The organism is Variovorax fucosicus, from assembly GCF_030316825.1.
Taxonomy (GTDB): domain Bacteria; phylum Pseudomonadota; class Gammaproteobacteria; order Burkholderiales; family Burkholderiaceae_C; genus Variovorax; species Variovorax fucosicus.
Genome location: NZ_JASZYU010000001.1, coordinates 2,450,820 through 2,477,112 on the forward strand (window position 1 = coordinate 2,450,820; position 26,293 = coordinate 2,477,112).

Genomic DNA, 26,293 nt, shown 5'->3' on the forward strand with positions numbered 1-26,293 from the left:
CGCCCCTGACAGTACGCGGGGCCCGCTCACTACGGGCTTTGGCCGACCCGAGGCCGAAGATGGTGGCTCGCTGCAAGGCACCCTTCCCATCGAAAGCTTTTCATGACGCCACAAAACAAGGCAGCGGCCGGGCGCCGTCCCAAAACCGGTGACGCAGCCAATGCCAAGCAGGAACAACTCGGTGGCTACACCGCCGAACCCGCGGCGCGTCTCACGACCAATCAGGGCGTCCAGATTCCCGACAACCACAACTCGCTCAAGGCGGGTGTGCGTGGGCCCACGCTGCTCGAAGACTTCATCCTGCGCGAGAAGATCACGCACTTCGACCACGAGCGCATCCCGGAACGCGCGGTGCATGCACGCGGCTCGGCGGCGCACGGCTACTTCCAGGTCTACAAATCGATGTCGCAGTTCACCTGTGCCGACTTCCTGCAAGACCCCGCCGTCAAGACGCCGGTGTTCGTCCGCTTCTCGACCGTGGCGGGTTCGCGCGGCTCGGCCGACACCGTGCGCGATGTGCGCGGTTTCGCCGTCAAGTTCTATACGCAGCAGGGCAACTACGACCTGGTGGGCAACAACATCCCGGTGTTCTTCGTGCAGGACGCGATCAAGTTCCCGGATCTGGTTCACGCCGTGAAGCCCGAGCCGCACCACGAGATGCCGCAGGCGGCAAGCGCCCACGACACCTTCTGGGACTTTGCCTCGCTGATGCCCGAGACCACCCACATGCTGATGTGGGCCATGAGCGACCGTGCGATTCCGCGCAGCCTGCGCATGATGGAAGGCTTCGGCGTCCACACCTTCCGCTTCGTCAACGCGCGCGGTGAAAGCCACTTCGTCAAGTTCCACTGGAAGCCGAAGCTCGGCATCCATGGCCTGGTCTGGGACGAGGCGCAGAAGATCGCCGGCAAGGACGCCGATTTCCATCGTCGCGACCTGTGGGAAGCAATCGAGAACGGCGCCTTCCCCGAATGGGAACTCGGCGTGCAGATCATTCCGCAGGACAAGGAGCATTCGCTCGGCTTCGACCTGCTCGACCCGACCAAGCTGATCCCCGAAGAAATGGTGCCAGTGCAGAAGATCGGCAAGATGGTGCTGAACCGCAACCCCGACAACTTCTTTGCCGAGACCGAGCAGGTCGCGTTCCATCCGGGCCATGTGGTGCCCGGCATCGATTTCTCGAACGACCCGCTGCTGCAGGGGCGCCTGTTTTCCTACACCGACACGCAGATCTCGCGGCTCGGGGGGGCCAATTTCCACGAGTTGCCGATCAACAAGAGCGTGTGCCCATTCCACAACTTCCAGCGCGACGGCATGCACCGCCAGACCATCGCACGCGGCCAGGTGGCTTATGAACCCAACTCGCTCGGCAGCGGCAGCGAGTTCCGCGTTGATGGTTCGAGCGGCGGCTTCCAGTCGTTCCCTGAAGAACTCGAGCCGCCCAAGGTGCGCCGTCGCAGCCCGTCGTTCGACGACCATTTCACCCAGGCGCGCCTGTTCTTCAACAGCCAGAGCGCAGCCGAGAAGGAGCACATCATTGCGGCGTTCCGTTTCGAACTCTCGAAGCTCGAAGTGCCGGCGATCCGCCAGCGCATGGTCGACAACCTTGCCCATGTCGACGAGAAGCTCGCGCGCCGCGTGGCCGAGTCGCTGGGCATCGGCGCGCCCGATGCGAAGGCCGCTGCCGGTCGGGCTGGTTTTCGCGACCACCGGATCACCATGGCCGTCGAGGAATCGCCCGCGCTCAGCATGGCCGATACCGGCGATGGGTCGGTGCGCACGCGCAAGGTCGCGATCCTCGTGGCCGACGGCGTCGACTCCGCCTCGCTGAAGCCGATCCGCGAGGCCATCGAGCAGGCCGGTGCACAGTGCAAGGTGGTCGGCCCGCGCCTGGGCAGCGTGACCAGCGCGTCGAAGCGCCAGGTCGACGTCGACGCCACGTTCGCGAACACGCCGTCGGTGATGTTCGATGCGGTGCTGGTGCCGGGCGGCAAGGAGGCTGTGGCGGCGCTGGTTCGCAACGGTGACGCCGTGCACTTCGTGCTGGAGGCCTACAAGCACTGCAAGGCCATCTGCACCGTGGGCGAGGGCGCGGGTCTGCTGTCCACGCTCGGTATCGGCGCCGATGCCAAGGGCGCGCCCGCGGGCGTGGTGGTGGCCGCGACGCCGGTCACCAACCTTGGCGACAACACCGCAGCACAACAGATCGCGCATGCCTTCGTGGCCGCGATCGCGAAGCACCGGCATTGGGATCGCGCCAACATCGACGCGGTACCGGCTTGAGCTTGAGCCTTCGCTCGATCCTCTTAGGCCGTTCGCGCTAGACCGTCTTGCAAGTAGGCGGCACCAGACCCCCCTCCTAGACTTTCCGGCCAAGGTCTGAGAGGCACGCACCGCGTGCCGGCAGGCCCTGCGCCGCGGGGGTCGAATGGATTGGTTGTCGAGGTTTGTGATTGCAACGGCGCTGTTCGCCACACCCTGGGCTGTTGTTGCGCAGCCGGCACCCGATGCGGAAGCCGCCGCGAGCAAACAGGAAAAGGCGCGGCTGGCCGATACCGACACCCTGCTCGCGCTCACCAACGACGGCGCCATTCTTTATTCGCAGGATGCGGTCAAGCTCTCGGGCTACCAGTACTGCAGCCAGGCCGTGGCGCTGGCGGAGGCCGGCGAGTTCCGCCAGAGCGTGCGCGCAGCCAGCAAGGCGCTGCACCTGGCCAACGCCACGCGCGACCCCAATCTGCTGGCCATGGCCAACCGGGATCTGGCCATCGTCTACAGCTATTCGGGCCAGCTCGACAAGGCGGAAGAATTTGCGCGCGAGGCACTGCGCCATCCGGCGCGCGAGCCCAAGCTGGTGGTCGGGCCGGTCAACAAGGTCATTGGTGACGTGCAGACGCGCCGCGGCGACTATGCGGCGGCCGTGCTCAGCTACGACACCGCGCTGGCCAACAGCTCCGAGCGCTATGCGCCGCTGGTCACGTCGTCGCTGATCAATGCGCTGATCGAATCCGGCGATGCCGCGCGCGCCCGCCAGCTGCTCGGCACCCTGCCGGCGCCGAAAGACGCACCGCTCGCCGCCCAGCTCGACCGCACCCGCGCCAGGCTGCTGCTGGCCGAGAAGAAGCCGGCGGAGGCGCGCGACCTGTACCGCCAGCTCACCACGCGCCAGGTTGGCACCGACTCCGGCTACTACCAGCTCTGGGCCTGGGACGGTGTCAGCCGCAGCGAACTTGCCCTCGGCCAGAAGCAGGCCGCGGCCGAGGCTGTAGGCCGTGCGCTCAGCGGCGTGGATGCAGTTCGCGCCAAGTTCCGCAGCGAAGAATTCAAGATGGGGCTGTTCTCCGACCTGCAGTCGGTGTTCGAGCGCGCGGTCGGTCTCTACAGCGATGTGGGGGACACGCGCCAGGCCTTCGAAGTCAGCGAGCGCAGCCGCTCGCGCGCGCTGCTCGACGCGGTGCGCGGCCGGGCGCAGCTGAGCGACGAGGCCGCGGCAACGGTGGATCTGGCGACGCTGCAGCGCACGCTCAAGGCCGATGAGCGCGTGGTGCAGTTCCATTCGCTGCCGGACCGCCTGCAGGTCTGGGTGGTCGGCCCCACCGACATCCAGGCCCAGAGCATTCCGGTGAAGCGAGACGAACTCACCGAGCTGGTGGAGGGCTTTCGCAACTCGGTAGTGCGGGGCCGCCGCACGGCCATTGCCAACGGCGACAAGCTCGGCGCGGCGCTGCTGGGGCCGCTCAAGCTGCAGCCCGGCCAGCGCCTGGTGATCGTGCCGCACGGGCCCTTGCACTACCTGCCGTTCCAGGCGCTGCGGCTCGATGGCCGCTATGTGATCGAAACCTACCCGGTGTCGGTGGCGCCATCGATGAGCATCGCGGTGCAGCTCGCACAGCGCTCGCCGCGCATCGATGCATCGCTCACCGCGTTCGGCAATCCGCGCATCGAGGACAAGTACGACCTGCCCGGCGCCGAAACCGAGGTGCGCGAAATCGCGCAGCTGTTCCCGCGCAAGAACGTCTACATGGGCGCGGCCGCCACGAAGACGCAGTTCCGCGACGTGGCCTCGCGCTCGCCGCTGATGCACGTGGCGGCGCATGCCGAGGCCGACCAGGTCGACCCGCTGTACTCGCGCATCCTGCTGGCCAACGAAGGCGGCAAGCAGAACTTTCTCGAGGCGCACGAAATCATCGGCATGTCGATGCAGGGTGGGGCGCTGGTCACGCTGTCGGCCTGCGAGTCGGGCCTGGGCAAGATCGCGCAGGGCGACGAGGTGCTCGGCTTCACGCGCTCGTTCCTGTCGGCCGGCGCATCGAGCCTGATCGCTTCGCTCTGGCCGGTGTCCGACGACGCCACCGCGGTGCTGATGAGCACGCTCTACACCGAGCTCTCCAAAGGCCGCGACATCCAGCGTGCGATGCAGGCCGGACAACTCGCGGTGTTGAAGAACCCCAGCATGTCCCACCCCTTCTTCTGGGCTCCGTTCAATCTGATCGGCAACTGGCGCCTCACGGTAGGAAGCTGAACATGCGAGCTCAAGTGAACCACCGGACCGCCGCCGTACTGCGCGCACAACCCCGTCAGATCGCCATTGCCGCCGGCGCCTTGGTCGGCACCGTGCTGCTGCTGATCGCGGCGCAGCGCGCGCAGGCCGCCGAGCCTGCGGCGGCGACCACTTTGCTGCCGACCCAGAACCGCTGCGACGGCTGCAGCCGGCCGCTGGCCCAGGCCGCGGTGGTGACGCCGCAGAACCTGCCTGCGGCGCCGCCTCAGGAAACCCGGTTCCGCCTCAACGACCTGCGCCTGAACGGCGCGCAGGCGCTGCCGGCCGAAGACCTCCAGGCCATCACCCAGCCCTACATCGGCCGCGACGTTGCGCTCGGCGATCTGGAGGCGCTGGCCCAGGCCATCACCGCCAAATACCGGGAGCGCGGCTACTTCCTGGCGACCGCCGTGGTGCCGGTGCAGACCGTGCGCGACGGCATTGTGGAAATCAGCGTGATCGAAGGCCGCCTCGGCAAGGTCGACGTGCTGGTGGCGCCCGATGCGCCGCTCAGCGAGCAGCGCGTGCGCGCCTTCCTCGCGCCGCTGCAGCCCGGCGAAGCGGTCAATGCACAGAGCTACGAACGCGCGATGCTGCTGTTGTCGGACCAGCCCGGCGTGCGCGTGTCGTCGGGCCTGCAGGAAGGCACGCAAACCGGCACCACCGACCTGTCGGTCGAGGTCGCCGCAGCGCCGCGCTATGCGTTCACGGCAGAGGCCGACAACCATGGCACCAAGGAGTCGGGCCGCTACCGCGTCGGCGGCACCGCGCGCTGGCTCAGTCCGTTCGGCATCGGCGACAACCTCGATGCGCGCGTGATGGTGTCGAACAACAACGCGCTCCAGTTCGGGCGGCTTTCCTACGAGGCGCCGCTGGGCGGCAGCGGCCTGCGCGTTGGTGTCGGCGCTGCGCGCGTCAGCTACGAGCTCGGCGGCGAGTTCGAGGAGCTCGGCGCGCAGGGCAGGGCCAACGTGTTCGACGTGTCGCTCAACTACCCGGTGATCCGGCAGCGCCAGCAGAACCTGTTTCTGCGCCTCAGCGCCGATCTGAAGGATCTCACCGACAACATGGACGCGTTCCAGTTCAGCGCGAAGAAGCGCGTGCGCGGGCTGGGGCTGGGCTGGACATGGGAGCGCCGCGACGACGTGCTGGGGGGCGGCTACTGGGCCAGTTCGGGCACGCTCTACCATGGCTCGCTGTCGATCCGCGATACGCAAAGCCTTCAGCTCGACCAGAGCGAAGCCGGGCGCCGCACCGAGGGCGGTTTCAACAAGCTGACGTTCCAGCTGTCGCGGCTGCAGGCGGTCGTGCCGAACCACTCGCTGTATGTGTCGGTGGGTGGGCAGTGGGCCAGCAAGAACCTCGATCCTTCCGAGAAGCTGTCGCTCGGTGGTGCGCGCGCGGTGCGTGCCTATTCGTCGAGCGAGGCGCTGGTGGACGAGGGCCTGATCGGCACCGTCGAATGGCGCTGGTCGGTGAACAACGAGTTCACGCCCTTCGTGTTCTACGACGCGGCCCGCGGCAAGCACGCGCGCCGCCCGACCCTCTTCGACACGGAGAACAGCATCAGCCTGCGCGGCTACGGCATCGGGCTTTCGTGGTCGCGGCCGGGCAACTTCTCGATCAACACCACGCTGGCCTGGCGCGATGGCACACGGCCGGCGCAGACCGACGGCGGCGGCCGCAATCCGAGGCTCTACGTGCAGGCGCAGAAGAGTTTCTAGCCATGCGCGCAACGCCGTCAGCCGTCCCCCACACAGCAGCCATCGATCCGGAACGGACGAAGGGAGTGCCCGCATGAAGAACCGTCCCTCCGCCACCGCGCCGCACCGGCTCCGGTTGCGCCCGCTGGCCCTGTCGCTGGCCTGCATCGGCTTGGCGCCCGCCGGCGCGCAGGTGCTGCCGAGCTGGAACAACTACGCGGTGCCACTGAATGGCGGCACCGTCACCGTGGGCACGCCCGCCAATCTGCCTGGCGGCGGCCAGCAACTGGGCATCAACCAGAGTTCGCTGCGCGCCATCATCAACTGGCAGAGCTTCTCGATCGGCGCCAAGGACCAGGTCAACATCAACCAGCAGCTGGGCGCCAGCAGCGTGCTGCTCAACCGGGTGGTGAACAGCGGGCCGCGCTCCGAGATCGCCGGGCTGCTGACGGCGCCGGGCCGCGTCTACGTCATCAACCCCGCGGGCGTTCTGTTCGGGCCGACCGCGCAGGTCAACGTGGGCGGGCTGGTCGCGTCCACGCTCGACATCGCTGGCTCCGACCAGGACGCACGCAATGCCACGTTCATGGCCGGGGGCGTGCTCAACCCGCTCACCGGTGCGCGTGAACTCAGCTTTGCCGGGCCGGCCAACGGCGTCGGCGAAGTGACGGTGGAAGCCGGCGCCCGCCTCACCGCCACCGGTGTCGAAGGGCGCAACGGCGTGATCGCGCTGATGGGCGCAACGGTGGTAAACCGCGGCGAGATCAACGTTGCGCGCGGCAGCGCCGGCCTGCTGGCCGGCAACCAGGTCGTGGTGATCGACCCCGTGGGCGACGGCCTCACCACCTTCCGCATTCCCACCACCAACTCGGCGGACAACGCGCGGGTCGACAACGTCGTCGACGCCAAGGCGCCCGAAGGCGCGGTCAGCGGCCGCATCATGGCCGACGGCGGGCTGATCGCCCTGATGGCGGGCTCGGCCAATCCGGGTGCCACCGTGGTCAACCAGCAAGGCACGCTGCAGGCACGCTCGCTGCAGAACCGCAACGGCGAGATCGTGCTCGCCGGCCTCGGCAGCGGCACGGCCCACAACGTGGTCGCGGTCGGCGGCACGCTCGATGTGTCGGGCAGCGGCGCCGGCACCAGTGGCGGCACGATCAAGGTCGAGGGCGACATGCTGCGCATCCAGGATGCGAACCTGCGCGCCGGCGGTGCTGTCGGCACGGCCAACGGGCAGGTGCAGATCGTGTCGAACGCCGACCTGCTGGTGCAGGCCGCCGACAGCAATCCGGAGGTCGACGGCACCAGCACGGTCGCGGCGCAGGTGATCGGCCAGTCGCTCGGCCGGGGTGCCGACGTCACGCTCACCAGCCGCGCCGCCAAGGTGGGCGGTGTCGGCGGCTGGGGCGTGACCTTCGACAACAACGCGCAGGTCGTGAAGAACGAGGGCGGCAACGCGCGTCTGGCCGTCAACTCGAACCGCAACATCGAGATGCGCGCCGGCTCGGCGATCCAGTCCAAGGCCGGCGCGCTGGCCGTCGACTTCAATGCGGACGCGGCCGGCTCCCTTGCATCGGATCCGGTGGCGGTGGGCGCGGTGCCGGCGCGCGGCGCGATCGTGCTGCAGGACGCGACCATCGAGACCAACGGCGGCAACATCCGCTTCTACGGGCAGAGCGACGCGGTGAACGGCCGCGCGGTCAGCGGCCAGGTGCAGGAGTTCCCGGTCGATCTCGATCCGATCGTGCGCCAGACCGCGGGCATCGAGGTCAACCGCAGCACGCTCTCCACCTGCGGCGTGGCCGAGGCCAGTTGCACCGGCGGCGGCAGCATCAGCCTGCGCGGCGAAGGGGCCTCGTGGCAGTTCACGCAGCAGATCGCCGGCGAAGACGTGCTCGATATCGACGGCAGATCCGGCGTTTCGATCCAGGGCAGCAACCTTCGAAGCGGCTCGGGCGCGATCACGCTGCAGGGCCGCGGCGGCTTCGGGATCTTCTCGGCCGGCGTGGAGACCGGCAGCTTCTACGACGGCGAGACCTTCACCGACTCGCGCATTGCCTCGGCCAGCGGCAATGTGTCGATCATCGGCAGCGGCAGCAAGTGGAACGCGGGCGATCCCGTCGGTGCATCGATGGATGCCGGCGTTGGCGTGGCGATGGGCTCGACCACGATCGTCACCGGCGGCAACGTGTCGATCAGCGGTACCGGCGGCGACATCAGCGGCGTGACGACGGACGCGCAGTTCCTTGCGCTCGCGGCGAAGGTGCCCACCGGCAGCTTCCACGCGGAGGGCACCGGCGTCGACATCGACGGCGTCGACATCACGGCCGGAAAGGGCAAGTCGATCACCATCACCGGCTCGGCCGGCAGCCAGGCCTTTTTCGTGAGCAAGGATGCGGGTGGCGCGCCCGTTCTGGATCTCGACTTCACGCCAGCCAGCGCGGTCAGCATTTCGGGCGCGCACATCGTGGCCGAGAGCGGCCGCATCGCGATCCAGGGCGGCACCGGCACGGTCGACCTCGATGCCTGCTGTTCAAGCTCCACGCCGGAGAATCCGGGGCTGCTGCTCAGCACGGCCAGCACCACCGGCCCCGGCGGTGCCATCGACATCAGCGGCCGCAACGTGCGGGTTCAGGGCTACAACAGCGAAGGTGTTTCGTACGCCCGGCTGGATGCCAGTGGCGCCGGGCAGGCGGGCACCCTCGACATCCGCGCCGTCGCTGCCGACGGCGTCGCCAACAGCGGCGTGCTGGGCATCGACTTCAACGTGGCCATGACGGCCAACGCGCTCTCGCCCACCGGCAACGGCGGCAGCATCCGCGTGCTGGGCGACAACACCCTGCGCGCCTACGGCAGCTTCGAGGCCAAGGGCGGATCGGCCGGCGGCAACGGCGGCTTCGTGGAAACCTCGGGCGGCGCGTTCGACCTGACCGGCGTACGGGTGAACACCTCCGCGCCTGGCGGCAAGGCCGGCAACTGGCTGATCGACCCCTACAACGTCGACATCGTGTCCGGCATTGCCACCGGCAGCCTGACCGGCAATCCTTTCGCGCCGCTGGCCGATTCGGTGATCCAGGACGGCGACATCAACGCGGCGCTGGTCAACGGCGACGTCACCATCACCACCGGCGTGGGCGGTCCTCCGCTGCAGGGCGACATTACATTCGATGACGCGAACATCCTGTACACCGGCGCGGCCGGGCGCACCTTCCGGCTCGACGCGCACCGCAGCATCCGCGCCAACGGCGGCACCACCATCTCCGCCTACACCCCGCTGGGACAGCCGACCGCAGGCGCGCTCAATGTGGTCTTCAACGCCGATGCCAACGGCGGCGGGCTGGCCACCGGGGGCGGCCAGGTCAGCTACAGCGGTCAGATCTACACCAACGGCGGCAACGTGGTGATGAACGGCGCATGGGCCAACCCCGCCAGCTCGGGCTGCAGCATCTGCCTCGACGGCCCGCTGATCGACACCCGCGCCGGCAATACGGAACTGGTGCTGAACTCGGGCGTCTTCACCGGCGGCAGCAACCTGGCCGCCGGCGGCAACGTGCAGCTGACCGGCCGCACCATCGGGCCCGGCACCGCGGCGCAGGTTCTGGCCGGCGTGGACATCAACGGCACGCGCATCAGCACCTCCACCGGCAACGTCGGCATCCTCGGCAGCAGCACCATTGCCAGCGGCGTGGTGATCGAGTCGGTCGGACCGGGTTCGGGCGGCGGCATCTTCACCACCAGCGGCAGCATCGCGATCACGGGCATCGGCAGCTACACACCCAACAGCACCACCGGGCCGGGGCACGGCGTGGTGGTCGGCGGCACGACCTTCGCCACGACCGGCGCACCGACGTTGCAGACCACCAGCGGCAACATCGACATCAGCGGCGTGCGCCTGGCCGGCGGGCCGGTCTCCGGCAACGGCGTGCTGCTCGCAGGCCGCTCGCTCGTCGCTACCACCGGCGGCGGCAACATCACCGTCACCGGCGAGTCGCAGGGCAATGGCGCCGGCGTGCTGATCCAGCCCGAACTCAACGGCACCTTCGGCACCATCGCCAGCGGCCAGATCGTGGGCAGCAACAACGTGGTGCTGCGGGCGTCGAACGACGGCAGCACCGACGCGCTGGTGATCGGTGCGCGCACCACGGGCGCCACCGTCAGCGCGGCTTCGGTGCTCAACCTGCGGCCCGGCGGCCTGAACGTGGCCGGCACGCCGGACGCCTATGCCGCCACCGCGGTCGACCGCACGGCCAACGCGATCACGCTGGGTGGCGCGGCCAGCCTCGGCTTTGCAGTCTCGGCCGCCGAGCTGGCGCGCCTGAGCGCGCCCACCCTCGTGGCCGGCAGCAACGCGCACGCCGGCAACATCGACGTGGTGGGCCCGCTGGCGCTGGGCTCGGCGCTCACGCTGCAGAACGGCGGGGGCGGCAACATCACGCTTGGCGCGCCGGTGTCGGCCACCCAACTCGGCCTGGTGAGCGCCGGCAACATCACGCAGGCCGCCGGCGCCAACATCGCGGCCGGCACGCTGCTGGCGCGTTCCAGCGGGGGCAGTGTGCTGCTGGGCAATGCGGGCAACGACGTCGCAGTGGTCGCCGGCGGCGCGGCGGGACGCTTCGAATACGTGGACGCCAACGCGCTGACGCTCGGCTCGGCCTCGGTGATCGGCTACGACGCGGCGGGCAACCTGCCGCAGTTGCTGTCGGCCACCTCGATGTCGGCCGATACGGTGTTCGTGCGCACGCTCAGCCAGGATCTCTCGCTCAACGGCAGCGTCAGCAGCACCAGCGGCGCCGACCTGGTGGCGGCCGGCCGCTTCCAGAACCTCGGTCCCAACACCATGAGCGGCGCGCCGTGGCGCATCTGGGCCGACACCTGGGTGGGCGAAAGCCGCGGCGGCGTGGCGGGCTCGGGCCTGCTGCCCAACCTGTACCACTGCGCCTACCTGGGGCTCTGCACGGTCACGGTCTCGCCCGGCGACAACCACTTCATCTATGCGCAGCAACCGGTGGCGACGGTGTTCGCCAACAGTGCGACGCGGCCGTTCGGCTTTCCCAATCCGTTCTTCACCTACAGCATCAGCGGCCTGATCCTGGGCGACACCGGCGTGAGCTTCAACGGCGTGCTGTCGACCACGGCCGGCCTCTACAGCCTGCCGGGCTTCTACCCGATCAACGGCAGCTTCAGTTCGGCGGCCGGCTACGCGGTCAACGTGGTGCCCGGCACGCTGCGCGTGAGCGCGGCGCTCGACTTGCCCAAGGTCGATGTGCTGCGCGACCTGCCGACCACCTACCTGTACGACCGCAACATCGGCCAGGCGCCGATCTGCCTGGCGACCGGGCCGCTCGACGGCGACCGTTCGCAGCAGGGCGGCGATGTGTTGGCGCGCGAATGGTCGCGCGTGCGCTCGCGGCCGAACCTGCTGAACTGCGTCGACACCGAGCGCAAGAACGGCTGCGCCGATTTCTAGGGCTCAGCGTCCTTCGAGGGTGCGCCGCAGGTCGCCGGTGTAGGTGCGCAGGCCCTGGTGCTCCAGCCGGGAATGCGTGTCCGCGAACACCTTGCCGCCGATCGCCTGCCAGCGGCGGCAGAACGCATAGTCTTCGGTGAGGTAGCGGCCGTTGTCCGGCTCGGCCATGACGTCGAAGAACCGGTAGTGCGGCCAGGCGGCGGCATGCGCGCCGAGCGCCGCGTCGGGCGTGTAGCGCAGTTCGGGCATGGCAGCGGCCAGCCGCGTGAACACCGAGCGCGCGATCAGCATGAAGCCGGTCGGCGCATCCAGCACTTCGACAAAGCCGTCGGCGTCGGTCTGCCGGATCTGCGACATGGCGTTGAACGGAAAGTGCGCGTGGCGTGCCTCGAAGTCGGCCCGGGTGGTGCCGACCGGCAGCGGCGCGCGCAGGCCTTCGGCGGGCCACCCATCGGTCTTGAGCGGGTAGATGCCGGCCACCACCTCGTGCCCCGACAGCAGCAGGCGCAATGCGGCCTCGGGTTCGAAGCCGATGTCGGCGTCGATCCAGAACAGGTGCGTCCAGCGCGCATCGGCCATGAACTCGGCGACCAGCCGGTTGCGGGCGCGCGTGATCAGGCTGTCGCCATCGAGAAAGCGGGTCTGCAGCGCAAAGCCGTGCGTCCAGGCCAGGTTGGACAGGCCGAGCAGGCTGCGCACGTAGGTCGATGTGAGCAGGCCACCGTAGTTGGGCGTGGCCACGAAGGGGCGGATGCCTTGCAGTGCGGACGGGTCGAGCATCAAGGCATTGTCGGGCGCCGCGTCGCCAGCAGCGCGCGCAGCTTGGCCGGCGCCACCGGCTTGGTCAGCAGCGGCACGCCGTCCTGCCGCAGCCGCTGCAGTACCTCCGGGCCGGTCGCTCCCGACACCAGCACCGCGAGCGCGTCGGGCTGCAGTTGCCGCGCGTCGCCGATGACGGTCATGCCGTCATCGGCACCTGCCAGTTGCAGGTCGCACAGCACCACGTCGAAGCGGTTGCCCGGCTCGGCCAGCAGCGCCCGCGCCTCGGCCGCGGTGGCCACGCAGTCGACCTGGCAGCCCCACTGCCCGAGCAGCGCCCGGCTGCCGTCGAGGATGACGGGGTCGTCGTCGACCACCAGGCAATGCAGGCCGGCCAGCGGTCCCGGCGCCGGCGGCTCGGCGGCACGCGCCAGCGCTCCCGAGGGCTCGGCGCGCGGGAGCGCCAGCGAGAAGTTGCTGCCGCTCTGCAGCGCCGAGCGCACGGCGATGCGGCTGCCCAGCAGCTTGGCAATGCGGGCACAGATGGCCAGCCCCAACCCGAAGCCCTGGCGCCGGTCGCGCTCGGTGTTGGCCACCTGGTAGAACTCTTCGAAGATGCGCGCCTGGTGGATCGGCGCAATGCCCACCCCATCGTCGCGCACCTCGATTCGGACGCTCTCGCCGCGGCGGCGTGCCACCACCAGCACGGTGCCGCCCGGCGTATGGCGGATCGCGTTGGCGACCAGGTTGCCGACCACGCGCTGCAGCAGAGCCGGGTCGCTGCGCACGGCCAGGCCACGCGCTTTCCAGGCGAGCCGCACGCCCGCTTCGGTGGCCTGCGCCGCGTGCAGTGGCGCCAGCTGGTCGAACAACCCAGCCAGTGGCACGTCGGTGATGGCGGGCATCAGGACTTGCGCGTCAAGGCGCGAGATCTCGAGCAGATCGTCCAGCAGCACGCCCATGAACTCGGTGCTTTCCTGCAGGCGCTGCACGGCCGGGCGCTGCGCCGCGCTGGCGGTGGGGAGCAGGCCATCGATGAACAGGCCCATGGCGTGCAGAGGCTGCCGCAGGTCGTGGCTGGCCGCGGCCAGGAAGCGGGCACGCGACAGCGCCGCCTGCTCGGCTTCGGCCATGCGCTCGAGCGCGACCGAGGTGGCTTCGCGCACGCGGTCTTCGCTGATCTGCTGGTTGCGTTGCAGGCGCTCGGCCAGCCGGTTCACGTCGTGCGCGAGCCGCGCGAGTTCGTGCGCGCGCTCCGGCGGTTCGCCGCCGCCCACCACTTCGCAGCGCGCATCAAACTGGCCGGCCTCGAGCGCGGCCACGGTGCGCGAGATGCGGCGCAGCGGCCGTGTCACCGTGCGTGCCATGTGGCGCACCGCGGCCCAGGCCACCAGCAGCGCGACCAGCGCGATGCCGATGCCGGCGATCAACGAGCGGGTGCGTTCTCCGCTGTAGGCCGTGGTGTCGCGAAACGCCTGCACCAATCCGATCGGCGCCTGGCCGGCGGTGCTGGCGCCTTCCGGCGAGAAGGCGCTGGCGCGCGAGGCTTCGCGCAGCGTGACCGGCGCGGTGTACACGCGCAACTGGTCGACCGGCGTCGTGTTGGGCCCGGCCGTGACGTAGACGCCCGCGCTGTTGCTGATCTCGATGCGCGTGACCTGGCCGCTGCGCAGCGCCGCATTGGCAACGTTCTGCAAGGCTGGCAGATCGCCTGCGTAAAGACTCAGGTCGGACAACCCGGCCACCTGCACCGCCACCGCATGGCCTTCGGCGTTGAAAGCGGACTCGAGCGCGTTGAGCCTGCTGTGGGTGAACCACGCCGTCAGCGCCAGCGCAGCCACCGCACAGGGCAGCACGCCGAGCCGCAGCAGGTCGTGCTGGAGGTTGCCACGCACCTGCAGCGGCCCGCGCGCCGATCCCTTCGCTGGTTCCTGGCTGGTCGCCGGCACGGGGTCTGCCAGGCGGATGCTGCGCGTGATCATCGCGCGGCGGTCACCCGCTCGGTCAGTTCCCGCTCGTCGGCCACGCGCAGGCCGAGCGCTCGCGCCACGGTGACGTTCACGCGCACCGTGGCCGGCGTGGCGGCCTCGACCAGCGGGGCGCTGCCGGGGGTGCCGGCCGCAACTTTCTGCCCCAGCGTGCGCGCCTGCTTCGCCAACAAGGCCGGGGTCGATACCGCCGCGGCCAGTCCGCCGGAGCGCACCAGGCCGTCGCTTGCGCCGAACACCGGCACGCCGGCCGTGGCCGCCGCGCGCAACACGGCCAGGGTGGCCGCCTGGTCGTCGCCAATCAAATCGGGCAGCACCATCAGCGCGTCGCTTCTCGGCAGCACGGTCTTGAGCGCGGTGGCCAGCGAGCGTGCGTCCGGCGCATATTCCACCTGCAGCTCCCAGCCCTGTGCGGCACGCTGGAGCTCGCGCAGCAGCGGCTCCGACTCGTTGGTGGCGACCACGCCGAGCCGGCGCTTGCGTGGGAGCACCGCATCGACGAGTGCGAGCTGGTCGGCCATGGCCGGGTCGCGCAGCAGCACGCCGACACGCCGGTCGGCGCGGCGCAGCGCGGGGTGGGCCTTGAGGCTTTCGTAGTCGAGCCGGCTCAGCATCGCGAGCACCAGCGGATCGTTGCCCGGACGATCGATCGCCACGCGCGCCGCGCCGGCACCGACCGCCACGGTGATCGCATCGACGGCGCTGGCTGGCCGGATGCTGCGCGTGCGCACACCGGCGTTGGCGCGGTCTTCCTCGGCGCCGGGGCCCGCTTCGGCCGCCGCGGCGACGGCGGTGGTCGACCCGGCCGTCACCCGCAGCAGGGCGAAGCGGCTGCCGGGCTCCTGCGTGTCCTGCAACTGGCGCACGAACTCGGCATGGGCCGGCTGGTCGTCGGCCTGCAGCACCGTCACGCTCATCGCCTGCGCCAGCCCTGCGGATGTGCAGAGCCCGGCCAGTGCAAGGCAAAGGGTGGGCCACAGCCCGCGAACGGGCGGCTTGAGGGGGTTGAGGAACATGAGGAGCGCAACAGTGGAACTTGGTCCAATGTACGGAGCGCACCACAGTTGCGCGATAAGGCAGAGGGCTTATGTCGACCCCAGGCTTGGGGATGCGTTCGCAGCGGCGCCATCGCGCCACGGCCACCTGACCTATGCCTAAAGGCCAGCGGTCGGCTGGCGATCGGCGAGCGTCGCCAATTGCGCCGCAATCGCCTGGCGCAGCACGCGCGGCGACACCGGCTTGTAGAGGACCGCGACGCCGGCGCTCGCCACTTCGCGCAGGCGGTCGGGCTTGGTCTCGCCGGTCACCAGCAGGCGCGCGGTGCCGGCGCCGATGCCGCGCGGATGCCGCTCCAGCGCGGCCAGCACGTCGAGCCCGTTGTCGCCCTCGCGCAGCAGCAGGTCGCTCACCACCACATCCGGCGGCCGATCCCAGTGGTCGGCGAGCGCCAGTGCTTCTTCGCGGCTCTGGGCGGCGAACACCTCGGCGCCCCAGTTCGACAGCACCACCTGCAGGCCTTCGAGAATCGTTCGCTCGTCGTCGATCACCAGCACGCGCACGCCGATCAGGCTGGCCTCGTCCACCTCGTCACCTGCACCGAATGCCGGCGCCGACGTGGCTTCGGCCGCCGCCGCCGCGCCGCGCACCATCACGCGCACGACGGTGCCCTTGCGCGGCACCGAACTGAGTTCGACCCGGGTGTTGAGCAGGCTGGCCAGCCGCTGCACGGTGGCCAGGCCCAGCCCCATGCCGCGGGCGCCGCGACTGCGTTGCGGATCGATCTGGTAGAACTCCTCGAACACGCGTTCCTGGTGCTGGTGCGCGATGCCGATGCCGGTGTCCCATACGTCGATGCGCACCCCCTTGCCGCGCCGGCGTGCACCGATCAACAGCCCGCCCTCGTGCGTGTGGCGCAGCGAGTTCGACACCAGGTTGTTCAGGATGCGCGAGAGCATCACGTAGTCGCTGCGCACCCAAAGGTCGGTCTTGCGCACCACCAGCCGGAGATTCTGCTGTTCGGCCACGGCGCGGAAGTTGCGGCTGATCTCGTCGAACAGACGGTCCAGCGGAAAGTCGATCCACTGCGGCTGCAGCACGCCGGCATCGAGCTGCGACAGGTTCAGCAGCTCCGAGAACAGCCGGTCGAGCGAGTCCACGCATTCACGGATGTGGCCGATGCGCTGCAGCTTGACCGGGTCGGTTTCGCCGTTGGCCAGGCCGTCCGAAAACAGCGTGAGCGCATGCAGGGGCTGGCGCAGGTCGTGGCTGGCAGCGGCCAGCAGCCGCGTCTTGGCCTGGCTCGCCACTTCGAGCTGCGCGTTCTTGCTGGCGAGTTCGGCGGTGGCCTGGCCGATGCGGCTTTGCAGCAGGCGCTGGCTTTCCACCAGCGCGCGCGCCGCCTGGTTGAAGCCATGCTGCAGGCGCCGCACCTCGGTGGTGCCGGCGACCTTCACGCTGGCGTCCTTGCCGGCGCCGAGCCGATCCACCGCCTCGCCGAGCTCGCGGATCGGCGCGCTGATGCGGCGCGCGGCCCACCAGCCGGCCAGGCCGACCCCGATCAGGCTGGCGCCCAGCACCACGAACACGTTGAACCAGACCGAGTTCTTGGCCTGCTGCACCGCCTCGAGGCTGATCTCGACCATCACCTTTCCGTTCGGCCGGCCTTCGTCGCTCACGACCGGTGCCACCACCTGCAGCCCCTCGGCGCGGCCGGCTTCGGCGCTGCGGGCGTCCGCCACGATCTCGCCGTCGTCGGACCAGATCTGCACGCGCTGCACGTGCGGCTGGCCGCTGCCCGACTGCGCGGTGCGCAGCAGGGCGCGGCGATCCATGTGCGCGAGCGGCGCCTGCGCCAGCGCCGCCACCTGCAGGGCGACCGTCTGGCCGTTGGCGCGCATCAGGTCGTTCACGCTGGCCAGGTGCTGCCGCGTCAGCACCGCGATGGCGCCCAGCGTGGCCACGATGGCCGGCAGCATCGCCAGCAGCACCAGTTGCTGGGCCAGCGACAGCCGCGTCAGCGGATACAGCGCGCGAGCCACCCGCGATGGCGCAACGGTAGCAGTCGCAACGTCGGGCGTCATAGCCTTCTGAGGTGACGAAGTGAAGTGAAATGCGTCACAAAATGCGGGTCAAGTTGGTATCTAATTGTGCGCCGCCCCGATTTGAATGATGCAGGCTTCTTCTATTGTTCGCCCCGCCGCCTCTGCTGTCGCCTACCGGATGGCCTATAGGCTGCGTGCCTTCGCGGCGATCCTGTCGGTGGTTCTGCTCGGGCTGGGCAGTCCGGGGCCCGCGCTGGCGCAGCCCGGCAACGGGCCCGTACCGGTGCGCTTCGGCATCCTGCCGCTGGGCGGTGCCTTCGAGTCGCGCAACGACTGGGAGCCGCTGCTGGCCGACATGAGTCGTGTGCTGGGACGTCCGGTGAGCGTGCTTTCCGTCACCTCCTACGAGGCGCTCGAGCGGGCGATCGAGCGCAACGAGGTCGACATGGCCTTCCTCTCCGGCAAGATGGCGCTCGATGCCGTGACGCAGCGGCGCATGCAGGTGGTGGCCCAGGTGACGCGCCACGACGGCCTGCCCGGCTACCGTGCCCTGCTGTTGACGCGCAAGGCCGGCCAGCCCGGCACGTTGAAGGAAGTGCTCGACGAGCCCGGGCGCTGGCGCCTGGCGCGCGGCGAGAGCCGATCGGTGTCGGGCTACATCGTGCCGCAGCTGCAACTGTTCCTGCCGCACCAGATTGCGATGGAAACGCGCTTTCGCAGCGAAGTCGTCGGTACGCACCAGGCCACAGCGCTCGCGGTGGCGAATGGCGATGCCGACGTGGCCACCAACAACACGGCCGACTTCGAGCGCTTCATGCAGCAGTTTCCGGCCGAGGCGCAGCGCCTGCAGGTGGTTTGGCAGTCGGATCTCATACCCCATGCGCAGATCGTGGTGCGGCGCGAATATCCGCGCGAGTTCCAGCTCAAGGTGCAGTCGTTCCTCACCGGCTACGCGAAGGGCAGGGGCCCGCGTGGCGACGCCGAGCGGGCCACGCTCAAGTCGCTGCACGACCTTGCCGGTTTTCTCGCCGCCGACAACAGCTCATTGCTGCCGGCCGCCAGGCTGGCCTACCAGCTCGCCCGGCAGAACGCGTTGAGCGGGCAGTGGGTCAACGAGGCGGCAAAACAGGCGCGACTCCAGCGCATCGAGAGCACCTATGCGGAGCAGACAGCGGCGCTGGGCGCTGCGGGCGGCTCCTGAGCACGACAGCATGGCCAGCCTGTTCCGGAATGCGCTTCTCCTGCTCCTGCTGGCCTGGCAGGGCGCCGCGCTGGCCCAGCCTGCCAGCGGCGACACGCCGCGGCCCCTGCGTTTCGGCATCCTGCCGCTGGGTGGCGCGCTCGAATCGCGCGAGCCGTGGACGCCGCTGCTCGCGAACCTGAGCGCTGCGCTGGGCCGGCCGGTCGCGGCGTTGTCCGCGACGTCGTACGAGCTGCTCGATCGAGCCATCCGGCGCAACGAGGTCGACATCGCCTTCCTGTCGGCCCAGATGGCGCTCGATGCCGTGACGCAGCGGCGCATGAACGTCGTGGCGCAGGTGGCGCGGCATTCCGGCCCTTCTGCCCACCGGGCGGTGTTGCTGACGCGCAGGGAGGGGCCGGTGACCACGCTCGAAGGCGTGCTCGCGCAACCCGAGCGCTGGCGCCTTGCGCGCGGCGACAACCGTTCGGTGACGGGTTTCATACTGCCGCAGGTTCAGCTTTTCCTGCCGAGCCGGATTGCCATGGAGACGCGCTTCCGCAGCGAGTTCGTGGGCACGCACCAGGCCACGGCGTTGGCCGTTGCCAACGGCGACGCGGACGTTGCCACCAACAACACCACCGACTTCGAGCGTTTCAAGCTCCAGTTCCCGGTCGAGGCGGCGCGGCTCCATGTGGTCTGGACGTCCGAGCCGACGCCGCAGGGCCAGATCCTCGTGCGGCGCGACCATTCCCCCGAGTTGCAGGCCAAGGTGCGCGCAGTGCTTGTCGGCTATGGGCACACGCCGGGCCCGCACCAGGCCGCGCAGCACGCCGTGCTCAAGACCCTGCATGCGGAACTGGGCTTCGTTGCGGCCGACAACAGCGCGCTGGAGTCGGCGGCGACCCTAGGCTACCAGCTCGAAAAGCAGCGCGCCAACGCCGCCCAGTGGGTCAACGACGAAGCGCGGCAAGCCCGGCTGCAGCGCATCGAAGCCGCCTACGCGGAGCAGGTTGCCGCGCTGCGCGAGCGCCCGCGCTGAACAGCCCCCTAGACCCTTCGCATTAGACCCAACGCCTGCGGCTAGGCCGTTAGGTGGATTTGCCGCTGCCCGCAAGCGCCGGAAACTAGATGTTTCTGGCAGCCCCTGCCGTTGACGGAGCGCGGATGAGTTGGCGAACAAAAGTGGTTTGGAGCGAGGGGATGCTGCTCCAGCCTCAGCATCTGCAGCAAAGCGAGCGCCACGCGGATCATTCCCGGCATCTGCTGCTGCGCACCACCACACCCTATGCATGGGGCTTTGCCGAACTCGAGATCGACGCGGCTGCGCTCACGCTCGGCAAGCTCGCGCTGGTGCGCGCGGTCGGCGTGTTCGGCGACGGCACGGTGTTCGACATGCCGGCCATCGACCCGCTGCCCGAGCCGATCGACATTCCTTCCACCATGCGCGAAGAAGCGGTGGTGCTGGCACTGCCGCTGCGCCGCGCCGGCGCACGCGAGGCCGACGCTGAAGGCTACGAAGACCTGGTGCGCCACCGCGTGCTCGAGGTCGAGGTGCCCGACTCCAACACGGCGGGCGAGCGCAGTGCCACGGTGCAGCTCGGGGCGCTGCACACGCGGCTGCTGCGCGCCGGCGAAACCACCGATGCGTGGACCACCATCAACGTCGCGCGCGTGCTCGAACGCCGTGTCGATAACCAGGTTCAGCTCGACCGCGCGCTGCTGCCGCCGCTGCTCGACGTGGCCGGCCACGCGGTGATCCGCTCCTGGCTCGACGAACTGCTCGGCCTGCTGCGCCAGCGCGGCGAAGCGCTGGCCGGGCGCATGAGCCAGGGCGGCACCGGCGGCGTCGCCGAGATCGCCGACTTCCTGCTGCTGCAAACGGTCAACCGCAACGAGCCGGTGTTCGCGCACCTCGCGAGGAGCGCGATGCTGCACCCGCAGCACTTCTTCGAGCAGGCGCTCGCGCTGGCCGGCGACCTCGCCACCTTTCGCGACACGCGCCGGGTCGCCAGGTTCGGCCCCTACATCCATGACGACCTGGCCACGACCTTTCGCCCGCTGATGGACGACCTGCGACGCAGCCTGTCGATGGTGCTGGAGCAGTCGGCCATCCGCATCGAGCTGCACGACCGCAAGCATGGCGTGCGCGTGGCGGTGATTCCCGACGTGGAGCTGCAGCGCAACGCCACCTTCGTGCTTGCGGTGCAGTCGCAGATGCCGAGCGAAGCCTTGCGCGCGCGCTTTCCCACGCAGGTCAAGATCGGCCCGGTCGAGCGCATCCGCGACCTCGTCAACCTGGCCTTGCCGGGTGTCACGCTGACACCGCTGCCGGTGGCGCCGCGCCAGATCCCGTTCCATGCGGGCGCCAACTACTTCGAACTCGAAACCCGCAACAGCGACCTGTGGCGCCAGCTCGAACAGTCGGGCGGCGTCGCGATGCACATCGCCGGCGACTTCCCGGGGCTGGATCTTGCCTTTTGGGCGATCAGATCATGACCTCCCCCAGTCTTCGCGCACTTCGTGTCGCTTCGCCAACCCCCTCACCGGGGGCAACACCAGCGGCCCGGCAAAGCCGGTTCCGCGGTGTTCCGCGAAAGGGCAGTCCACGCTGGAGGCAGCATGAGCACTCCTGATCCGTTTGCCGCGTTTGAGTCCGAGCGGACCGTCATCAAGCCAAAACCGCGTGCGCCGGGACAGACGCCGGGTGCGCCGCCGCCGCTGCCGTCGGGCGGCGGGGAACTGAACGCGGTCGACATCGGCGAACTTGGGTTGCTCAATCCGCTGGTGTCGGCGGCCGGCAAGCTGCTGGCGCTGACGGCCCGGCTGCGCACGCTGGTGCAGTCGCCCAACGTGCCGGCGCTGCGCGCGTCGACGGCCGAGGCGGTCAACCAGTTCGATGCCGCGGCGCGTCGCGCCGGCGCCTCGAACGAAACCGTGCTGGCCGCGCGCTATGTGCTGTGCACCGCCGTCGACGAAGCCGTTGCCAACACGCCCTGGGGCGTGCAGGCCGGCTGGAACAAGCAGAGCCTGCTGGTGCAGTTCCACAACGAGACCTGGGGCGGCGAAAAGGTGTTCCAGCTGCTGGCCAAGCTCGCGCAGGACGTGCCCACGCACCGCCAGCTGCTCGAGCTCATCTACTGCGTGCTCGGGCTCGGCTTCGAAGGCCGCTACCGCGTCGTCGACAACGGCCGCGCCCAGCTCGACACGGTGCGCCAGCGCCTGGCCGACCTGATCCGCAAGGATCGCCCGCCGCGCGAGGCCGACCTCTCGCCGCACTGGCGCGGGCAAGGCGCGGGCACCACCCGGCTGCGGCATGCGTTGCCGCTGTGGGTGTTTGCGGCAGCGTTCGCGCTGCTGCTCGCGCTGGTGTGGTTCGGGTTGCGTCTCTCGCTCAACAACCGCTCCGACACCACCTATGCCGCCGTCTCGTCGCTGCGCGTGCCCAACCTGCAGATTGCGCCCCCGGCCCAACTGGCCAAGGCGCCGCGGCTCGCGAAGTTTCTGGAACCTGAAGTCAGGCAGGGCCTGGTGACGGTCACCGACGAAGCCGACCGCAGCGTGGTGCGGCTGCGCGGCGATTCCTTCTTCGGCTCCGGCAGCGCCGAGCCGATGCCGCAGTCGCTGCCGGTGCTCAGGCGCATCGGCCAGGCGCTGGCCGAGGTCAAGGGCGAGGTGCTGATCACCGGCCACTCCGACAACCAGCCGATCCGCTCGCTGCGCTTTCCGTCCAACTGGCATCTGTCGGCGGCGCGTGCCGACGCGGTCAAGACCGCGCTCACGAGCCAGGTCGATCCGGCCCGCATGCGCGCCGACGGCAAGGCCGATGCCGAGCCCGTTGCCGCCAACGACACGCCGGCCAACCGCGCGCGCAACCGGCGCGTCGACATCGTGCTGCTGAGTCCGCCCGACCGTGTCGCGGCCGAACTCGGGGAGGTGAAGCGATGAAGAAGATCTTCGGATGGCTGTTCCATCCGCTGCTGCTCACGCTGCTGGCCCTCATCGTCGTCGGCCTGCTGATCTGGTGGGTCGGCCCGCTGATCCGCATCGGCACGCTGGCGCCGCTCGAAACCGAACTCTGGCGCGCGGTGCTGATCGGCGCGATCGTGCTGCTGGTGGTGTTGCGCGCGGTGCTGCGCCGCTGGCGTGCGCGCCGCGCCAGCCAGCACCTCACCGATGGCCTGATGCGCGCCCCCACGGTGAAGACCGACGCACCCGACAACGGCGAGCAGAAGGTGCTCAACACCCGCTTCAGCGAAGCGGTGGCCACGCTCAAGAAGATGCGGCTGCATGCGGCCGGCCGCAAGCCGGGCTGGCGCGACTGGCTTTCGCTCTCGGGCGGCAGCTACCTCTACGACCTGCCCTGGTATGTGTTCATCGGCGCACCGGGCGCGGGCAAGACCACCGCGCTGGTCAACTCGGGCCTCACGTTCCCGCTGGCCGACAAGTTCGGCCCCGGTGCGATCCGCGGCGTTGGCGGCACGCGCAACTGCGACTGGTGGTTCACCGACGAAGCCGTGCTGATCGACACCGCCGGCCGCTACACCACGCAGGACAGCCACCAGTCCGAAGACAAGAGCGCCTGGGAAGGTTTCCTCGGTCTGCTGAAAAAATCGCGTCCGCGCCGGCCGCTCAACGGCGTGTTTCTCACCGTGAGCGTCGCGGATCTGTTGAGCCAGGGCCCGGAGGCGCGCACCACGCTCGCGGCCTCGATCCGCGCGCGCCTGCTCGAACTCGATGCCAAGCTCACCACGCGGCTGCCGGTCTACGTGCTGGTGACCAAGAGCGACCTGTTGTACGGCTTCACCGAGTACTTCGACGATCTCGGCAAGGAGCAGCGCGCGCAGGTGTTCGGCTTCACGCTGCCGCCCGAAGAAGGCGTGCAGGTCGACGAGAAGGGCGTCGGCGCCGCGTTCCAGCGCGAGTTCGGCCTGCTGCACGAGCGCGTCAACAGCGGCCTGATCGACCGCATGCAGCAGGAGACCGACGGCACGCGCCGCGCCGCGATCTTCGGCTTTCCGGCGCAGTTCGCCTCGGTCGGCCCGCTGCTGTCCGACCTGCTCGACCAGGTGTTCACCGGCTCGCGCTTCGCGCAGCCGCCCTGGGTGCGTGGCGTGTACTTCACCAGCGGCACGCAGGAGGGCAGCCCGATCGACCGCGTCATGGGCAGCCTCGCGCGCAGCTTCGGGCTCGAACGCGCGATGCTCGCGCCGCAAAAGAGCAGCGGCCGCAGCTACTTCCTCACCAAGCTGTTGAAGGACGTGGTGTTTCCGGAGCAGCGCCTGGCCGGCGCCGACGTCAAGCTGGAGCGGCGCCGCAACACGCTGCGCTTCGCGGGCGTCGCGGCCATGACCCTGCTCACGGTTGCGGTGCTGGCCGGCTGGGGCTACAGCAGCTGGCGCAACCTGGAGTACCTCAAGTCGGTCGAAGCCAGGGTCGATCCGGCGCGCCAGAGCCTGGCGGCCCTGCCGGCGCGGGTGCAGAACCTGGTCGAAGTGGCGCCGGTGCTGCAGAGCCTGCGCAACATCTGGAAGGCGCCCGAGAACGGCAACGGCGATGAACCGCTGTCGATGACGCTGGGCCTCTACCAGGGCGACAAGCTCGATGCGGCGGCCATGCTGGCGCACCAGCGCGCGCTCAACGACGCCTTCCTGCCGCAGCTCGCCAAGCGCATCGAAGACCAGTTGCGCACGGCCCAGAAAGACAACCTCGAGTTCAGCTACGAGGCGCTCAAGACCTACCTGATGCTGCACCAGCCCGAGCGCTTCGACCCCGAGGCGCTGAAGGCCTGGATCACGCTCGACTGGGCTCGCAGCCTGGACCGCGGCGTGCCGGAAGACCAGCGCAAGCTGCTCGAAGACCAGCTCGACGTGCTGATCGCGCAGGGCCCGCCGCGCTCGCCGCTGAAGATGGACGAGAACCTGGTGCGCAGCGTGCGCGCCGTGCTCGCAAGCTATCCGCTGGAGCAGCGCGTGTTCAGCCGGCTCAAGCGCCAGCGCCTCGGCAAGGACATCCCGGCTTTCAGCGTGGCCACCGCGGCGGGCCCCGCGGGCCCGCTGGTGTTCGAGCGCATCAGCGGCAAGCCGCTGGCCGAAGGCGTGCCGGGCATGTTCACCTACGACGGCTATCACAAGCGCTTCCAGACCGAAGTGGCGGTGCTCACGCCGCTGCTCGCGCAGGAAGACCCGTGGGTGCTGGGCCAGGATCGCAACGCGGCCGACCGGCTGCGCGACGCGGCCGCGCTCGGCGCGTTGACCGACCGGGTGCGCCGGCTCTACCTCGAGGAGTACGTGAAGGTCTGGGAAACATTGCTGGCCGATGTGCGGCTGGTGCGCGGTGGCGGGCTCGAAAAGAACATCGAAACCGCGCGCATCCTTTCCGGCAGTGGTTCTCCGCTTTCGAGCTTTCTGCGCGCGGCCGTCAAGGAGACCACGCTGATCCCCGCCGAGGCCAGCAAGGACGTGGTGAGCAAGGCCAGCGAAACCGTGCGCAACACCCGCAAGGGGCTCGAAGACCTGTTCGGCGGCGACCCCAACAAGCCGGTGGCAACGGGCAAGCGCATCGAGAGCATCGTCGACGACCGCTTCGCGGCATTGCGCCAGCTCGTGACCTCGCCCACGCCCAACGGGCCGGCACCGATCGACGACGCGCTCAAGCTCTTCAACGAGGTGTATGTGTACCTCACGGCGGTCGACACCGCGGTCAAGGGCCGTACCTCGCCGCCGCCCGGCGACGTGGCCGGTAAGCTCAAGTCCGACGCCGGGCGGCTGCCCGAGCCGGTGCGCTCGATGGTCGAGAACCTGAGCCAGTCGGGCGCGGCGCAGGCGCAGGTGGCCGAGCGCGGCAACCTGAGCCAGGACCTGCGGCCAGTGACCGAGTTCTGCACCCGCGCGATTGCGGGCCGCTATCCGTTCGTGCTGGGCAGCAAGCGCGATGTGCTGCCCGAGGACTTCGGCCAGTTCTTCGGCCCCGGCGGCATGATGGACGAGTTCTTCCAGAAGCGGCTCGCGGCGCTGGTCGACACCAGCACGCGCCCCTGGCGCTACAAGCCGGTGGCCGAGCGCGCCGCGGTCAACGTGGCGGCGCTGGCGCAGTTCGAGCGCGCCGCGCGCATCAAGGACATCTTCTTCCGCGGCGGCGGCCGCGGGCCGGCGATGCGGCTGGACTTCAAGCCGGTCGAGATGGACGCCAGCATCACGCAGTTCATCCTCGACGTGGACGGCCAGCTGGTGAAGTACGCGCACGGCCCGGTGGTGCCGATGGCAGTGCAATGGCCGGGGCCCAAGGGCAGCAACCAGGTGCGCGTCACCGTCAGCCCGCCATCCACCTCGGGGCCGTCGGGCTCGGCGGTCGACGGGCCGTGGGCACTGTTCCGCACGCTCGACGACGGCCAGCTCGAAGCCGGCGACGCACCCGAGAAGTTCTTCATCACCTTCCAGGTCGGCGCGCGCCGCACCCGCTTCGAGGTCACGACCAACAGCGTGCAGCACCCGATCAGGCTCAAGGAACTGCGCGATTTCGCGTGTCCCGAAGGACTGTGATGAAGAAGACTTCTTCGCCGGAAACACCGCGGAACCGGCTTTGCCGGGCCGCTGGTGTTGCCCCCTGCAAGGGG

13 protein-coding genes are annotated in these 26,293 nt (G+C 69.6%); 9 read left to right on the top strand and 4 right to left on the bottom strand.

Annotated elements, in window-relative coordinates:
* Nucleotides 1–102 precede the first annotated feature (102 nt).
* From katE to QTI05_RS11685, 4 genes are all read left to right on the top strand, one after another.
* Nucleotides 103–2,283, top strand: coding sequence for a catalase HPII (katE, locus tag QTI05_RS11670; protein ID WP_286624553.1), 2,181 nt, complete (start codon nucleotides 103–105; stop codon nucleotides 2,281–2,283).
* 154 nt (nucleotides 2,284–2,437) lie between these two features.
* The gene (locus QTI05_RS11675; RefSeq protein WP_286624554.1) at nucleotides 2,438–4,522 is read left to right on the top strand and encodes a CHAT domain-containing protein; all 2,085 of its coding nucleotides are present in this window, start codon (nucleotides 2,438–2,440) and stop codon (nucleotides 4,520–4,522) included.
* A 2-nt stretch (nucleotides 4,523–4,524) separates the two neighbouring features.
* Nucleotides 4,525–6,264, top strand: coding sequence for a ShlB/FhaC/HecB family hemolysin secretion/activation protein (locus QTI05_RS11680; protein ID WP_286624556.1), 1,740 nt, complete (start codon nucleotides 4,525–4,527; stop codon nucleotides 6,262–6,264).
* A 73-nt stretch (nucleotides 6,265–6,337) separates the two neighbouring features.
* The gene (locus QTI05_RS11685) at nucleotides 6,338–11,710 is read left to right on the top strand and encodes a two-partner secretion domain-containing protein (RefSeq protein WP_286624558.1); all 5,373 of its coding nucleotides are present in this window, start codon (nucleotides 6,338–6,340) and stop codon (nucleotides 11,708–11,710) included.
* Nucleotides 11,711–11,713: 3 nt separating this feature from the next.
* Here the strand turns inward: QTI05_RS11685 and QTI05_RS11690 are convergent, their stop codons facing one another.
* The 4 genes from QTI05_RS11690 to QTI05_RS11705 all read right to left on the bottom strand — a co-directional run bounded on the left by QTI05_RS11690 (nucleotide 11,714) and on the right by QTI05_RS11705 (nucleotide 17,537).
* Nucleotides 11,714–12,490: a hypothetical protein gene (locus QTI05_RS11690; protein ID WP_286624560.1), complete on the bottom strand. Its 777-nt coding sequence runs from the start codon at nucleotides 12,488–12,490 to the stop codon at nucleotides 11,714–11,716.
* Complete coding sequence (locus QTI05_RS11695) at nucleotides 12,490–14,451, bottom strand: ATP-binding response regulator (RefSeq protein ID WP_286624561.1); 1,962 nt, start codon at nucleotides 14,449–14,451, stop codon at nucleotides 12,490–12,492. The genes QTI05_RS11690 and QTI05_RS11695 overlap by 1 nt, the downstream gene beginning before the upstream one ends.
* Nucleotides 14,448–15,473 (bottom strand): ABC transporter substrate-binding protein, encoded by a 1,026-nt coding sequence (locus tag QTI05_RS11700; protein WP_286624562.1) that lies wholly within the window; start codon nucleotides 15,471–15,473, stop codon nucleotides 14,448–14,450. The genes QTI05_RS11695 and QTI05_RS11700 overlap by 4 nt, the downstream gene beginning before the upstream one ends.
* Nucleotides 15,474–15,611: 138 nt before the next feature.
* Nucleotides 15,612–17,537, bottom strand: coding sequence for an ATP-binding response regulator (locus QTI05_RS11705; protein WP_286624564.1), 1,926 nt, complete (start codon nucleotides 17,535–17,537; stop codon nucleotides 15,612–15,614).
* A 139-nt stretch (nucleotides 17,538–17,676) separates the two neighbouring features.
* Here QTI05_RS11705 and phnD point away from each other — a divergent pair, with 139 nt between their 5' ends.
* The 5 genes from phnD (at nucleotide 17,677) to tssM (ending at nucleotide 26,219) form a co-directional block, all read left to right on the top strand.
* Nucleotides 17,677–18,699 (top strand): phosphate/phosphite/phosphonate ABC transporter substrate-binding protein, encoded by a 1,023-nt coding sequence (phnD, locus tag QTI05_RS11710; RefSeq protein WP_286624565.1) that lies wholly within the window; start codon nucleotides 17,677–17,679, stop codon nucleotides 18,697–18,699.
* Between the two features lie 10 nt (nucleotides 18,700–18,709).
* On the top strand, nucleotides 18,710–19,720 hold the full coding sequence (locus QTI05_RS11715) for a phosphate/phosphite/phosphonate ABC transporter substrate-binding protein (protein ID WP_286624566.1): 1,011 nt from the start codon (nucleotides 18,710–18,712) through the stop codon (nucleotides 19,718–19,720).
* 125 nt (nucleotides 19,721–19,845) lie between these two features.
* The gene (tssK, locus tag QTI05_RS11720; RefSeq protein WP_286624567.1) at nucleotides 19,846–21,177 is read left to right on the top strand and encodes a type VI secretion system baseplate subunit TssK; all 1,332 of its coding nucleotides are present in this window, start codon (nucleotides 19,846–19,848) and stop codon (nucleotides 21,175–21,177) included.
* Nucleotides 21,178–21,300: 123 nt separating this feature from the next.
* A complete protein-coding gene (locus tag QTI05_RS11725) occupies nucleotides 21,301–22,626 on the top strand; it encodes a DotU family type VI secretion system protein (protein ID WP_286624568.1) in 1,326 nt (441 codons plus the stop codon).
* Nucleotides 22,623–26,219 (top strand): type VI secretion system membrane subunit TssM, encoded by a 3,597-nt coding sequence (tssM, locus tag QTI05_RS11730; protein WP_286624570.1) that lies wholly within the window; start codon nucleotides 22,623–22,625, stop codon nucleotides 26,217–26,219. The genes QTI05_RS11725 and tssM overlap by 4 nt, the downstream gene beginning before the upstream one ends.
* The last annotated feature ends 74 nt before the right edge of the window (nucleotides 26,220–26,293 follow it).

Coding starts and splice junctions, on each gene's coding strand:
- katE (WP_286624553.1), top strand. CDS start 103: ATGACGCCACAAAACAAGGCAGCGGCCGGGCGCCGTCCCAAAACCGGT.
- QTI05_RS11680 (WP_286624556.1), top strand. CDS start 4,525: ATGCGAGCTCAAGTGAACCACCGGACCGCCGCCGTACTGCGCGCACAA.
- QTI05_RS11685 (WP_286624558.1), top strand. CDS start 6,338: ATGAAGAACCGTCCCTCCGCCACCGCGCCGCACCGGCTCCGGTTGCGC.
- QTI05_RS11690 (WP_286624560.1), bottom strand. CDS start 12,490: ATGCTCGACCCGTCCGCACTGCAAGGCATCCGCCCCTTCGTGGCCACG.
- QTI05_RS11695 (WP_286624561.1), bottom strand. CDS start 14,451: ATGATCACGCGCAGCATCCGCCTGGCAGACCCCGTGCCGGCGACCAGC.
- QTI05_RS11700 (WP_286624562.1), bottom strand. CDS start 15,473: ATGTTCCTCAACCCCCTCAAGCCGCCCGTTCGCGGGCTGTGGCCCACC.
- QTI05_RS11705 (WP_286624564.1), bottom strand. CDS start 17,537: ATGACGCCCGACGTTGCGACTGCTACCGTTGCGCCATCGCGGGTGGCT.
- phnD (WP_286624565.1), top strand. CDS start 17,677: ATGGCCTATAGGCTGCGTGCCTTCGCGGCGATCCTGTCGGTGGTTCTG.
- QTI05_RS11715 (WP_286624566.1), top strand. CDS start 18,710: ATGGCCAGCCTGTTCCGGAATGCGCTTCTCCTGCTCCTGCTGGCCTGG.
- tssK (WP_286624567.1), top strand. CDS start 19,846: ATGAGTTGGCGAACAAAAGTGGTTTGGAGCGAGGGGATGCTGCTCCAG.
- QTI05_RS11725 (WP_286624568.1), top strand. CDS start 21,301: ATGAGCACTCCTGATCCGTTTGCCGCGTTTGAGTCCGAGCGGACCGTC.
- tssM (WP_286624570.1), top strand. CDS start 22,623: ATGAAGAAGATCTTCGGATGGCTGTTCCATCCGCTGCTGCTCACGCTG.